Below are 14,104 nucleotides of genomic sequence, written 5' to 3'. Positions count from 1 at the left end.
TGAATGGCCAAAAAAAACGAATTTGATAAACCCCACTTCTTTTTCAGCTCCTCCGGCAGTCCTCATGAGTTTACGTCTCGCTCCCCAGGAGGCTCAAACAAGGTAGTGATTCCTGCTCAGGACAGGGCTTCTCACAGCGAAAAGCTACGCCAAGATATCCAAAATGTTGCTACTGACTTAACGGACCTTAAACGGAGCATTCCTGCATCGGAGCTCTCAATGGGCGTTGGTATTCAGGTTGAGTTTGAAAGCTTTCCAGACGTTGGCATGGCCGTTCAGAGTCTTGCTAATGATCCCCAAGGTATTGTGCTACACAATGTCAAAACAGTGGAGCAAGATGGACAGAATACGACTCTTGCGACGGCGTATGTGCCAGAGGGTAAGTTAAGCTTCTATCAAAAAAAGCTGAATGATTACGAAAAATACAAAAAAAATTCGAACGGTGTCGCGGCTGACCATCAAAAACTGATTGATTCAATAAAATCTATCAAGCGTGCTGCTTTCTCTGCTATCTGGGCTGACGATATCAGTCTTCTGCCCGAAGACAAAGAAGCGGATGTTTGGTGGGAAGTATGGTTAGCAACACCGAGGAAGAGTCACCAAACCCATAACCACTACCTTGAAATAGTCTCTGATTTTTCTCGATTAGCGGATCTTGCTGAGATTGAGGTCTCTGAAGTTCAGCTTCGTTTTCCTGAACACACTGTTGTTCAAGTAAAAGCTAGTCAAAGAAAGCTTGAAGAAAATGCAACACTCCTCTTCAGGGTATCAGAGATACGTTACCCGAAGGTCACGGCGGAATTTTTTGATTCGATGGAGCCTACAGAGCAGCGAATGTGGTCTGATGAGCTTCTCCACCGTTTAAACCATACCTATACAGCCGACTCTCCTTATATTTGCATAATCGACTCCGGCGTGAACGTACAGCATCCATTATTGTCTTGCTTTGCCGATTTGCCAGATCAGAGAACAATAACCGATGATGGTGATCCTACTGATGCGATAGGTCATGGCACAAGTATGGCTGGTTTAGCGATGTGGGGAGATCTCACTGATAGGTTAAGTTCGACAAATACTGAAACGATTACCCATCGGCTAGAGTCAGTGAAAACCATTAGATTTAATGGTGATAATGCTGGGAAGTCTCTAGGGAGAGTAACCGAAGATGCGGTATCAGAAATAGAGATCTATGAACCCGAACGTTCACGAATTTATTCCATGTCACTGTCATCAGGAAAAGGAACGGATAGAGGGCGGGCGTCATCGTGGTCGAGTGCAATGGATATGCTTGCGGTAGATTTTCTGGGCGAAGGGGCCCTTCCTAGGCTCTTCACTGTTTGTGCAGGGAATACGGCCCCTATCGGAAGTTTTGAGTATCCACAACATAATTATCTAAGCGATGTACATGACCCTGCTCAAGCTTGGAATGTGTTAACTGTCGGCGCATATACCGAGAAAGATATCATAACAGAACCAGGCGACTATCAACCATTGGCACCTAGAGGGGGGCTTTCTCCCTATTCAACTACATCTCTTGAATGGGAAAGGAAGAATTCGCCGATTAAGCCAGAGGTTGTGTTTGAGGGAGGTAATATTGGTCGAGACGATATCGGTTGTGCTGGTATGCCAGATTTAGAGCTACTCACAACCAATCATGACTTCTCTAGACGACATTTTCGATGTGCAAATGCAACCAGTGCTGCTACTGCATTAGCTGCAAGGTTTGCTGCTCAGATCCTATCGAAGTATCCAAAGCTTTGGCCTGAAACAGTAAGGGCTCTAACGGTACACTCCGCCGATTGGACGGATGAAATGTACTCACTGATTTCTGCGGAGCGAGGTAATGGCAACATTAGAAAAGCTGATATGGCCAAATTGGTACGCAAAGTTGGCTTTGGTGTACCCAATTTGGATAAAGCACTAAGCAGCGCAAGCAATTCGTTATATATGGTGGTTCAGGATGAACTGCAGCCATACATAAGACCAAAACCGGGAAAAGCTAAGACTAAAGATATGCATCTACATGACCTGCCATGGCCCGTTGATGAACTACAAAAAATTGGTGAAGCGGATGTAGAGCTCACGATTACTTTGTCATACTTTATCGAGCCAAATCCATCTAGTCGCAATGCATTAGACAAATACAGTTATGCCAGCCATCAGTTAAGATTCGACGTTAAGCACCAGGGTGAATCTGACCATCAGTTCATGCTAAGGATTAATGCTAAGGCCGAGGGTGAAAAACCGGAATCCTTAGCCGACGGAAATTGGTTACTAGGAAAGCAGCAACGTCATAGAGGATCAATTCACAAAGATGTTTGGCGAGGTAGTGCTGCAGATCTTGCTGCACGAGGAAAGATAGCCGTTTATCCTGCTAATGGCTGGTGGAAGACCCGACATGCTCATGAAAAGTACCATTCAAAAGCTCGCTACGCGTTAGTAGTGTCACTATCCGTTCCAGAGGTTGATGTGGATTTGTATAGCGAAGTGCGGACGAAGATTGATGCTGAAGTGATGACTAAAGCAGTCGCTGAAATTTGAGCCTCGATGATTCTTCACTTAGAAGATCCTTACCATAAGATCTTTTTTCTTAGATGTTAGTTATCAATAGCACGCCCGAGGGCGTGCTTTTTATGCCGAGTGTTGGGAGTAAATCATGAATGACAGTTTACCGATAATAGATAAAAAATCCTTTTAGGGCTGGGGGCAGTAAAAAGCTAATTCACAGTTTGAAGATCACACCGGGTTTTCAGAAGATGTACGTCTTTAGAGTTAGTGTTTCTGTCTAGTTTTTTTAACACATTTTGTTGCGTCTCCGGTGTCCAGAATATTTTTAAGTACTTTCTAGCCCTAGTTACAGCTGTATAGAAAATGCTATGAGAAACATCATCCTCGTTGGCATCTGTGATGACAATTTTCACGGACTCATACTCTAAGCCTTGTGCTTTGTGGATTGAAACAGCATAGGCTACTTGGAATGGCACTGTTGTGTTGTGTGAGTCGTCATCCTCATCGCTGCTACTATGAAGGTCAAAAACAGTAAACCTCACTATAGAATCAGCTATCCATTCTAGATCTTCAAGATGAAGTACATCAAATTCACTTACAGGGCGGTCTAACCATACATCAAATTGAATCCACCCCGGTTCTTTAACTATAGATTCTATTCGCCCTTTTAGGTTGTTGTAAATTACTGGTCGAAACCGATCTGTGTCAGAGAATAGAATAGGGTCCCCAACTTTAAAAGTTGCCTCGCGCCATGCAAATGCTTGGTTTGGGTTACTACTTTGCATAAAACGATTTATGTTATTTATACCGTAAAGGCCATCATAATTCAGACAAAGTATTATTTCATCTGAAGCACTCATCTCAAATAGTTCACTACTTAACAGGCTTGAATAGCCATTCTGAGCCATGCATTCAGCTATATCGTCCTCAATATTTCTCACTTTGTTCCAAAAGCCCAACAAAGATTCGCTACTTGTACGATAAGGAGTCTTCAGTTCAAATATTGAGTCGCTAGGGATAAAAGAATTTATTGCCCAAAACCAATTACCGAATTGAATTGATTCAATCTGGTAACTATCGCCGACAAGAACGAGTAACTCAAACGAGGTATTCTCAAATATTGTAAGTAAATCAGCGTTGCTAACCGTGCTACACTCATCAATTATAAGAATATCGTACGCAATGTCATCCTGACGATAAGTGTGACTTCTAATAGTTTTAAACGTAGATTTCTGTGCACTGACCTTTCGTTTCAGGTTGTCAATTGCCGGGTTTGTGTGCGCGAGAAATAGTTTTTCTTTGTCATTAAAGTAGTTAGCAATATGGTTGACCATAGTCGACTTACCTGTTCCAGCTGCACCATAAATTAAAGCTACACATGATCTACTAAACAACTGTACTAGAGCATCTTTTTTCAGTGGGTCGTCAATGTTTCGAGTTTTTTCTAACAACCAACGTTCTACGGCTTGAGTGTAACCTTGTACACCAGATGACGACTTATCTTGTAACTTCTTTACAATGTCAGCAGTGTCAGTTTCATATCCTCTTACGAACACATGCCCCTTGTCCATTATCAACTTTCGGTGGGTATGTTTGTAATAAAGCTTGTGGTTAAAGGTAGTAATTAAACTGCTGGTATCGCCATACTGCACTAGATCTGCTTTCGGAGTATAGAGAATGCCATGACGCTCTACGTTGTTTTTGACTTGCCTTACCATCAATTCATGTTCTCTATCAGTCGTATCTAGACTATCTACCAAATCCCAGTACCTCGGGTTATGGCCCGGTAAGGAAGTGCAAAAAGGCATTTGATCAAACGGTATACAACCATACTTAAGACTTAGCCCTGATAAGTGTTTACATGGGTTACGATCTAACTGAGACTTTAGTGTTTTATTGTACATTCTTAGCATTAAATAGCGAACTACGTTGTATCCTGCGGCTCGGGATCTCGCTATATTTCTTGCTATATCTATCATTGGAAATATTCTTAGAGATGTAGCACCTTGCGTACCAATTGCTTTAAGAGAGTTATACGATTGATCCGACATATCAATTAAGTCTAATAAGTTCACTGCCTCATTAGTAAGCATGTTCATGAGAAAACGATATTCAGGTGAGTTTGTGCGCACACCTAATGGTGCATTTGGTACATTGAGCAGTTTTGCTAAGTTATCAAACTCGCAAGGTCGAATAGAGACTTCCCACTGTCTTATGATTATGATCGGCATTGTATAGCCAATAACTGATATGCTGTCCTGCTGAAGTGTCAGCATTGCTGCATAGTTGTCGGAAATGTCTATTTGTGTGAATGCTATAACACGATCTGCTTTAGTAGCTTTATTCACTGCTCGGTAAAAAGTCACTTCATAGAATATTTTCCCGAAACAGAAAAACGGTCTTGTCTTATGTATATAGTATCTCTCAGGTGCTAGTAATAGATGACTGTAAGAGCTTGGATGTTGGTGAATTCTTTCTGCTATACGCTCATGGTACTCTCTAAGAGAGGGGTCAAGGTCAATAGGAAAGCTCTCTAGGTTCTCGAGAATAGAGACGCGATACTGCTCACTAAGGAGGATTTTACTTCTAAGTAGATACTCGTAATATTTTAGCATCAAACGTTCAGAAGTATCACCATCAAAGGTGTAATGAGAGGTGCTTTTTTGAGTAAGTTTATGGAATTTAGATAAAAAGTTTAGTCTTCCATTGCGCTTTACATATTCAAGTGCTGGACCAACTTTATTATAGTGAAAATCACTTTGCAGCGTTCCTGCGTGCGTGAACACTAAAATACCTTCGATGAGATTTCTGAGTTGCGAAAGAATGTTTTTTGATAACAAAGATCTGTGATCACTTAAAGATGTAATGTTAGAGCAAATCGCTTGATTAGCACTTAGTATCTGGTTTTCGATTGATGCCATTGTGTAGCAGTTCCTTTACAAGGTCAGTTATAGCTTCCGAAAGAAACCGACAGCGTTGTTGAAGATAAAATTAGTTCACTAAGATTCACCAAATTTGATAACAGTTACCAGTTTTCTCTTACTTGTATCCACTACTTTAACCAAAATCACACGCTTGTCGATTTAATCAGCATAACCGTATACTCAACGTAACACTGTGCTCAAAGTCGCACAAAATACTATAATGGAACAATGAGTAGTCAAAGCACTTTCAAGTCATTGATAAAATTGAAATAAAGGTAGATAAAGGGGCGCGCCATACATTCAGCCCAAAGTGAGTTGTGACATCACCATTTGAAGGTGCCTCACTGTATGAATTGGTTGTGTCTAGTTAGCAAATCTGGCAGATCGAATGTGAGAAACTACAACTTAAAATAGGGAATAGTGCCTAGATACTTTTGTTAAAGCTTCCTTACTTCCCTCTAAATAATCATATCTATAATAAATTACTTCTATGTCTTTGAGTTTAAGATTTAAATACCGCTCAGCTACTTTGGTCGGGTATGTCAGCAGAGGCCAACAGTGCGGCGTAGGTCATGGACCATGAAATACTCTATTCCCCCCATTTTATTGAGTGGCGGTATTGTACGTCCGAGCTCTTATCGCATTACATTGTTTGAAGGTGCTACACAATCGGATCAGTATTAAAGATAGCCGTTTTTTAGTAATAAGCTCAAGTGATAGCCTTTTTCTTCATATTTATCTAAAACCTGCGCGGTGTGCTTTGAGATTATATTGCTTGGCAGTTTTATTCAATACCACAACAAGTAGTTCGCTGAAGTTAATACGGTCAAATTAACATCAGATAATGAGTCAATATGCCGCTGAGTTTAGACTGGACGACAAAAGACATGATGTTGGTTTTAAGTGCTCTCATACCCCATGCCGTACCCAGAGCGATTTTTAGTTTATTAAAATGAGCGTAAAACCCTTATTCGACGCGCTCTAACCACACCCCGGCTTCGGTATGGTGGGTAGATTGCTTGGCCTCCCACGCAGGGAGAGCAGAGTATTCAGGTAGCGAGTTTTTATCGGCTTCTATGGTTAGATCACTTTCAGTTGCTTAGTCCCAGTCACTGATAGGCTGCCTTTAGCCGCTTGCTCGATGTGTCCACTCCACCAGCACATCATTGGGCGTCGGCGTTCAATGTAATCTGTCCGGTTATATGCACTCCGTACCTGGTTGTCATCAACGTGGGCAAGTGCGGACTCGATAAGGTCTGCATCAAAGCCCTGCTCGTTCAGTGTTGTACTTGCCAGGGAGCGTAGCCCATGACTCACGAGCCGGTCGGCAAACCCCATTCGTTTTAGTGCCATATTGGCCGTTTGGCTATTACAAGGCTTTTGCGGATCACGATCTGAAGGAAAAATAAAATCACGATGGCCACTTATCGGCTTGATCACTTCTAATATCGCCAGCATCTGCTCTGTGAGTGGGATGCGGTGTTCTCTTCTTTTTTTTGTCCTCTCCGCCGGGATAATCCATAGTTCGTTATCCCAGTCTATTTCATCCCACCGTGTAGCTGCCGCTTCTGCTGGCCGCGTCATGGTATGTAGTTGCCATTCGATTAGGCACCGGGTAACTCGTTTGATATTCGCGTAAGCAAGCTTCTGTATTAACTCTGGTAGTTCATCGGGCGTTAACGCTGCCATATGGTTCTTTTTGGGCTTTTTAAATGCAGCGCCAATGCCCGATAGCGGATTAGCGTGGATAAGGCCACAGTTAACCGCGTAGTTCATCATTTCGTTTAGTCGTTGGACCAAGCGCTTTAATGTCTCTAGGCTGCCCGATGCTTCAATGGGCTTTAAGGCATCTATCACCATAGGGGCAGTGATTTTGGAAAGGGGAGTAGCGCCAAGCTTTGGAAAAATGTGACGTTCCAGAGAGCGCCATATGTCGGTCGCGTATCCCTCAGTCACTTGCTCTTTTTTAAGCTCAAACCACTGGTAGGCGACTTTCTCTACCGTATGTTCGGTGAGCGCAATCTCTTGCCTTTGTTGCTCTTCACGGTGTTCCTTAGGATCGATGTTTTGAGCGAGGAGGGCTCTTGCATCCATGGTCGCTTTACGCGCTTGAGAGAGGGTAACAGTGGGATAGGCACCGAGGCTGAGGTTGGTGCGCTTTTTGGTGAATGGACGTAGGTAATTAAAAAGCCAAAGCTTAGAGCCGGTTGGTTTAACTCTTAGTCTGAGCCCGTCGCCATCATAGAGTAGGTACTCTTTATCTTCTGGCGTTGCTGCTTTTATCTTCTTATCCGTAAGCTTAGCTATGATTTTAGCCATAATGGGTACACCTCTCAGCCTCCATTTTTATCAGTGTACACCTCGGTGTACCTAAAAATCAAAGCGGTTGGTGGACCTCTATGGACCTTGATGAACGCTAAGTTATTGATTTTAAGTTATTCAAGGCAATAAAAAAGACGTCCGTGGACGTCTTTGAATATAAAATTGGTGGAGCTGGCGGGAGTTGAACCCGCGTCCAGAATCAGTCTAGCCAATGGCGCTACATGCTTAGTTTGTCTTTAATCTCGTCAGTGTGCTGCGGACAAACACGCCACACAAAGACATACCCAACTTAGTTTTAACGCTTCAGCTCTTGGGTCAAAGCATCCACGCGATCCTGTTTGGTTTTGACTATCCTGAATCCCCGTCCTACAGGCGGAGGCTAGGGAGGATAGGCACTCAACAGGTTATTAAGCTGCTAGTGCGTAGTTTTCGTCGTTTGCGACTATTTGTTTGCGGCTTTTTACGAGGCCAACCGCCCCTCGGCATGCTCCACGGGCCTTCTCAATCCTGTCGAATCCTGAATCAGCCCCAGAGTGTGAGCGGCAGAGTCTAACACATTGATCTACCGCGTCAACGATTAACGCGCTGCGTTTTTCATGATCCTGGACTTTTGTCGCTGCCAGTCTCTGTCTTTCGCCGTGTCGCGTTTGTCGTGTAATTTTTTACCTTTCGCTAAGCCTATTTTGAGTTTAGCAAAAGATTTTTTCCAGTATAAAGACAGCGCCACCACTGTGAAACCGTCTCGATTTACCTTACCGAGCAAGGTATCAAGCTCACGCCGTTTAAGCAATAGCTTACGGGTGCGCTGCGGATCGGCCACCACGTGTGTGGAGGCGACATTAAGCGGGGTAATGGTTGCCCCGAACAAAAAGGCTTCCCCGTCTTTTAGCAACACATAGCTTTCGCTGATATTGGCCTTTCCTGCTCGGAGTGCTTTGATCTCCCAGCCTTGCAGCTCTAGCCCCGCCTCAAAGTCATCTTCAATGAAGTACTCAAAGCGTGCCTTTTTATTCAGCGCGATAGTGTTACTACTTGCTTTGTTCTTTGCGTTTTTCTTAGCCATAGTGGCCGCATTATAAAGGTGATATATCGAAGAATGAAAGGATTATCGCACTCAGTGGCAGAAAGAGTCTGACTTTATCTGCGATGTGGGTTGCGAGCATTGGTCTAAATCAGTCTCGATGGTATTATTTCGCGGTTAACTTGCAAGGAGTCCCTATGCCGCAAATCATCCGCTCGGCTTTAGTGCCGTACAGTGCTGAGCAAATGTTTGCCTTGGTGAACGATGTTGAATCCTATCCTGCTTTCTTGCCTGGGTGTGTGAGCACCCGTCTTATTGAGCATACAGAGACCACCATGGTCGCGTCGTTAGATGTCGCGAAAGCAGGGATTAAGAAAACATTTACCACCAAAAATTATTTGGTGGATAACAGCCGTATTGATATGACACTGGTTGACGGGCCATTTAAACGCTTAAGTGGTGGCTGGAAATTCACGCCACTATCGAGTGACGCGTGCAAGATAGAGCTCGACCTAGAGTTTGAGTTTACTAACCGCTTGGTCGAAGCTGCCTTTGGCCGCATCTTCAGCGAGTTAACCAGCAGTATGGTGAAGGCGTTTACAGAGCGAGCGAAAGAGATTTATGAGTGAAGAGACATTGCTGCATGTTGAAGTGGTTTACCCGTTGCCTAATGAGCAGCGCATTTTCAACTGCGTGGTGAAGCCAGACTCGACGGTGGAAGATATTATTCGTCAATCAGGTGTCTTAAGCGCCTACCCGGAGATTGACCTTGAGACCAACAAGGTTGGGGTGTTTAGTCGGCCTGTGAAGCTAGATGCGCAAGTGCGCGATGGCGATCGTATTGAGATTTATCGACCGCTGCAAGCCGACCCGAAAGAGATCCGCCGCCGCCGCGCCGAGCGCGCGAAACAAGAGGGGAAAGCGGATCCTGTTACTGGTGGGCGTGTGGATACCCAGCGCAAACGCTCATAGCGGGTCAAAAAGAAAGGCGCCGTGCGGCGCCTTTACTAAAGGATGAATATGTAGCGGCATCAGAGTGCCGGATGCATCACCGCTACTGAACGGCTTCGAAAAATTGCTCGCCCGGCTCGAAATCACCATCCATGTTGACGAGTTGGTTATTGTCATCGAATGAGAGAACAAGATCTTTTTGTGTTGGTGCCTCATGGCCAGGTTGTTGCCATTGCACAAAATACCAAGTGTTAGGGTAACCTGATTCCACCAACATTGGGGGGCCGAGAAGGAATTTTACCTGCTCTTTGGTCATGCCAAATTTCAAGGCGTCGACGGCCTTTTCTTCAATGTAATTACCTTGGTTTATATCTACGCGATAAACCAGCTTTTCGGCATAAGAGCAGCCCATCATGGCAACTGCCATCAGAGAGGCAACGGCGGCTTTAGTCCAACCCATAGTTAATATCTTCACTGTCTTGTTTGATGGCAAATCATGTCTGTCGGTGACCGTGTAGTCTGCGACTGATGCGTCCCGAGTATAATGAAGCAGGGAATATATGTAAAAAACCTGCTGACGACTAGCGTTTCGACGATGATAACGTGAAAAAGTTCGACAGGTGTAAGGAAATAAGCGAGAAAAGTGGCCTCAGTGCACGTTTCTCGCTTTAGATTTCGTCATGAGGGAGAAGACTAGGCGGCGACAAGAAGGTCTTCAGCGTTGGCAAGGGTGCGCTCAGTGATCTCACTGCCACCCAGTAACCGCGCAAGCTCACTAATACGTGCCTTGTGATCGAGCGGATACATACGGGTCGTGGTGCTGCCTTTATCGGTATCTTTGGCAACAAACATCTGCTGATGCCCACAGCCTGCGACTTGTGGCAAGTGGGTCACACACATCACTTGCGTGGAGTCGCCAAGTTGACGTAAGAGTTTACCCACAATCGCGGCGGTTGGCCCACTGATCCCCACATCGACTTCATCGAAGATAAGGCTTGGTGTTTCAACCTTCTGGGCGGTGATCACTTGAATGGCCAGCGAGATCCGAGACAGCTCGCCGCCGGAAGCAACTTTAGACAGCGGCTGTAAAGGCTGACCGGGGTTCGTCGACACAAGAAATGCCACCGCATCTCCGCCTAGTGGACTGAGGTGGGTCTCCGCTTTATTCTCGACTTGGATCTCGAAGCTACCATGTTCCATGCTCAGCTGGTGCATGCTTTGCGTGATCAGTTTGTTCAACTCTTTGGCATAGCGACGACGGCTTTTGCTCAGCTTTTCAGCGGTGTCGAGGCAATCTGCAAATTGTTGATCCACTTGTGCTTGAAGCTGCTCAATGGCTTCATCGTTATGTGCCAGTTTCTCCAACTCTCTAATCAACTGCTGGTGGGTGTCATACAATGCTTCAGGTTGGACATGATGCTTGCGAGACAAACTCATGATGGTACTCATACGTTGATCTAGATACTGAAGGCGTTGAGGATCCATATCGAGCTGGTCAAGATAGCTACTTACTTCTTGGCTCGTCTCTTGGGTTTGGATCCGCGCCTCTTCGAGCATTTCAGCGAGTGGTGAAAAGTGACTGTCTAGTGCTGCCAGTTCACTTAAGCGCTGTTGGGCCGCCGTCAGTAAACTCAATGTGTTGGTCTCTTCGCCATCACTGAGTAAGTCCACCACCGCTTGACTGGTCATGGCGATATCGCCACTGTTTGACAAGCGCTTATGCTCTTCTTCAATGTGCTGGTATTCCTCTTCACCCAATGCGAGTTCATTGAGCTCACCCACTTGATATTCCAAAAGCTGTTGCTGAGCGTCAATGTCGTCTTTTTTCTTGATCAGTGCTTTCAGCTCATTTTTAGTGCGGCGCCAGCGCTGGTAGCGTGTTGCCATTTTATCCAGCAAGCTTTGGTGACCAGCGTATTGGTCTAATAACGTAATTTGGTGTTCAGGGCGTAACAGTTGTTGATGCGCGTGTTGGCCGTGGATATTTATCAATAGTTGCCCCAACGCTTTTTGCTGTGAGGCAGGTACGGGGTTACCGTTGATATAAGCGCGTGAGCGGCCTTCTTTGGTGATCACTCGCCTTAATATGCAATCATCACCGTCTTCCAGTTCGTTATCTTGCAGCCAGCGACGCGCGGCACTGTTTTGCTCGAGGGTGAAACTGGCAGAAATTTCTGCGCGTTTCTCCCCGGGGCGCACCATGTTGGCATCGGCACGATCACCAAGGCACAACCCTAGCGCGTCGATAGAAATAGATTTACCCGCCCCGGTTTCACCGGTGATCGCCGTCATGCCTTTACTAAACTCCAGCTCCAAGGATTTAACGATGGCAAAGTTTTGAATGGTTATATCGGCTAACATAGAGAGACACCTGTATCTATCAACAACTGTGTATAGATACAGTATATACTGTTTTTTCATCCAGTGAACACTGTGTGGCGAGAATTCTTGTTAATGGGATGAGCCGCACAAAAATTGCGCATTAAAAAAGCAGGAAAACCTGCTTTTTATTGGATACATGCAAGAGGCAAGAAACTGCTGACTTAAAACAACTTGGACGACCAACCCAGCTTTTTTCGTAACGTGTTGTAATAATTGTAATCTTGAGGGTGAATGAGTTTGAGGGTGGCGGGGCTTTTGTAAATATGCACCTCATCCCCCGGATTAACCGGCAGAGAGACTTGGCCATCACAGCTCACTTCGAGTGTCCCACGGTTGTCAGGAGAAACCAGTAATTTTATACGGCGGTTGCCATCGACAACCAATGGGCGGCTCGACAATGTATGTGGGAACATAGGCACAAGCGAAATCGCATCGAGGCTGGGAGATAAAATAGGGCCACCGCCGGATAGGCTATATGCGGTTGAGCCGGTGGGGGTTGAAATAATGATCCCGTCCGATCGCTGTGAGAAGGCAAACTGCTCGTTAATGTACACCTCAAACTCAATCATGTGTGCAACTTGTCCGGGATGAAGTACCGCTTCATTCAATGAGGCGTTATGGCTTTTTACCTGATCGTGGCGATGAATTTCGGTTTCGAGCAAAAAACGGTCTTCGTCCACGTAATCGCCATTTAATACCGCTTCTAGCGCATGTTCAAAGGCTTCGGGATCTAAGTCGGTGAGAAAGCCAAGGTTACCGCGGTTAACACCAATAACTTTAATGTCGCAGCGAGACAGTACACGCGCGGCGCCGAGCATATTGCCGTCCCCACCTATCACAATGGCCAAGTCGGCGTGTTGGCCTATGGTCACGAGATCCAAATAATGGGCATCTGGCAAGCCAAGATTGGCGCTCAAGCGTGTATCAATGCACACCTCATAACCGCGTTCAGTTAGCCAGTGATAAAGGCCGATGTGTGTGTTAACCGCTTCCGGGTTACGAGGTTTGCCAATCAGGGCAATGCGCTGGAATGGTGTCGACATAATCAGGATCTCATCGTTATTTGTGCCCAGTATAACGCGGTAAAAAAGCGATTGTCGTGATTTGCGTTATGCGGGCGGTTGAATCATAAAGATTCATCCCCATAATACTTTCGTCAATCAAGTTGAATAGTCCCAGTGGCGTGCTGGGCAATGCCATTTGTGTCGGAGTGATCATGAGCGAAGAACAGAAAGTGAAGCAAGAGCAGGAAGCGAAGAAAGATGCGCAAGCTGCTGAAGCCAAAGGTAAAGAGCAGGCCGCTGAGCAACAAGCAAGTGGTGGTGCAGACATTGAACATGAAGAAACCGCAGCCATGATTGCGCGCATCACCGAGCTAGAAGCAGCGCTTGAGGCAAGCGAAGCCAAGGTGCAAGAGCAGCAAGATAGTGTGCTACGTGCTCGCGCTGATGTTGACAACATGCGTCGTCGCACCGAGCAAGAAGTGGATAAAGCGCGCAAGTTTGCCCTAGAGAAATTTGCCGGTGAGCTTTTACCTGTGATTGATAACCTTGAGCGTGCGGTCGAAATGGCCGACAAGGAAGACGAATCAATCAAGCCAATGGTTGAAGGGGTTGAGCTGACGCTGAAAACCATGATGGACACCATTGATAAGTTTGGGTTGAAAGCGATCGACCCTCAAGGTCAACCGTTTGACCCAGAATTGCATCAGGCGATGACCATTCAAGAAAGCGCCGAGCATGAGCCAAACACCGTGATGATGGTGATGCAAAAAGGCTATGAACTAAACGGTCGAGTTGTGCGTCCAGCCATGGTCATGGTGTCTAAAGCGCCGCAAGGTAACGTAGACGAAAAAGCCTAATCAGGCTCGGGAGAAGGGCCTTACCAAACTCGATTCGGTGTTTTTTTTGCCTTCTCCCCTTGAAAAGCATTTGGCTGCCCTTATTTAAACGGCAGCACTAAATAAAAATTGCGGTGAGGGGTTGAACCTCTCACA

10 protein-coding genes and 1 other RNA gene are annotated in these 14,104 nt (G+C 45.5%); 4 read left to right on the top strand and 7 right to left on the bottom strand.

Going from position 1 to position 14,104, the window contains the following annotated elements; all coding sequences use genetic code 11:
- Nucleotides 1–3: 3 nt before the first annotated feature.
- The gene (locus N8M53_RS10220; RefSeq protein ID WP_269578695.1) at nucleotides 4–2,541 is read left to right on the top strand and encodes a S8 family peptidase; all 2,538 of its coding nucleotides are present in this window, start codon (nucleotides 4–6) and stop codon (nucleotides 2,539–2,541) included.
- A gap of 176 nt (nucleotides 2,542–2,717) precedes the next feature.
- On the opposite strand, the gene N8M53_RS10215 is transcribed toward N8M53_RS10220, so the two are convergent.
- The 4 genes from N8M53_RS10215 to smpB all read right to left on the bottom strand — a co-directional run bounded on the left by N8M53_RS10215 (nucleotide 2,718) and on the right by smpB (nucleotide 8,817).
- A complete protein-coding gene (locus tag N8M53_RS10215; RefSeq protein WP_269578694.1) occupies nucleotides 2,718–5,429 on the bottom strand; it encodes an ATP-dependent DNA helicase in 2,712 nt (903 codons plus the stop codon).
- A gap of 1,083 nt (nucleotides 5,430–6,512) precedes the next feature.
- Entirely contained in the window at nucleotides 6,513–7,751 is a 1,239-nt protein-coding gene (locus N8M53_RS10210; RefSeq protein WP_269578693.1) for an integrase domain-containing protein, read from the bottom strand.
- 166 nt (nucleotides 7,752–7,917) lie between these two features.
- Nucleotides 7,918–8,284: a transfer-messenger RNA gene (gene ssrA / locus N8M53_RS10205) on the bottom strand.
- 47 nt (nucleotides 8,285–8,331) lie between these two features.
- Entirely contained in the window at nucleotides 8,332–8,817 is a 486-nt protein-coding gene (smpB, locus tag N8M53_RS10200; RefSeq protein WP_269578692.1) for an SsrA-binding protein SmpB, read from the bottom strand.
- A gap of 155 nt (nucleotides 8,818–8,972) precedes the next feature.
- On the opposite strand from smpB, the gene N8M53_RS10195 reads away from it, so the two are divergent.
- Nucleotides 8,973–9,404, top strand: coding sequence for an SRPBCC family protein (locus tag N8M53_RS10195; RefSeq protein ID WP_077579578.1), 432 nt, complete (start codon nucleotides 8,973–8,975; stop codon nucleotides 9,402–9,404).
- On the top strand, nucleotides 9,397–9,747 hold the full coding sequence (locus tag N8M53_RS10190) for an RnfH family protein (RefSeq protein ID WP_077486536.1): 351 nt from the start codon (nucleotides 9,397–9,399) through the stop codon (nucleotides 9,745–9,747). Before N8M53_RS10195 ends, N8M53_RS10190 begins: the two co-directional genes overlap by 8 nt.
- 82 nt (nucleotides 9,748–9,829) lie before the next feature.
- Here the strand turns inward: N8M53_RS10190 and bamE are convergent, their stop codons facing one another.
- The 3 genes from bamE to nadK all read right to left on the bottom strand — a co-directional run bounded on the left by bamE (nucleotide 9,830) and on the right by nadK (nucleotide 13,151).
- Entirely contained in the window at nucleotides 9,830–10,186 is a 357-nt protein-coding gene (bamE, locus tag N8M53_RS10185) for an outer membrane protein assembly factor BamE (RefSeq protein WP_077579579.1), read from the bottom strand.
- Between the two features lie 233 nt (nucleotides 10,187–10,419).
- Nucleotides 10,420–12,087 (bottom strand): DNA repair protein RecN, encoded by a 1,668-nt coding sequence (gene recN / locus N8M53_RS10180; RefSeq protein WP_269578691.1) that lies wholly within the window; start codon nucleotides 12,085–12,087, stop codon nucleotides 10,420–10,422.
- A gap of 182 nt (nucleotides 12,088–12,269) precedes the next feature.
- Nucleotides 12,270–13,151, bottom strand: coding sequence for an NAD(+) kinase (gene nadK / locus N8M53_RS10175; RefSeq protein ID WP_077579581.1), 882 nt, complete (start codon nucleotides 13,149–13,151; stop codon nucleotides 12,270–12,272).
- A gap of 173 nt (nucleotides 13,152–13,324) precedes the next feature.
- On the opposite strand from nadK, the gene grpE reads away from it, so the two are divergent.
- Nucleotides 13,325–13,969, top strand: a complete 645-nt coding sequence (gene grpE / locus N8M53_RS10170) for a nucleotide exchange factor GrpE (RefSeq protein WP_077579582.1) — start codon at nucleotides 13,325–13,327, stop codon at nucleotides 13,967–13,969.
- The last annotated feature ends 135 nt before the right edge of the window (nucleotides 13,970–14,104 follow it).

This window comes from Salinivibrio kushneri, assembly GCF_027286325.1.
GTDB classification, from domain to species: Bacteria; Pseudomonadota; Gammaproteobacteria; order Enterobacterales; family Vibrionaceae; genus Salinivibrio; species Salinivibrio kushneri_A.
Note: the sequence above shows the minus strand (reverse complement) of the source record. Positions and strands in the feature narration are given on the sequence as shown.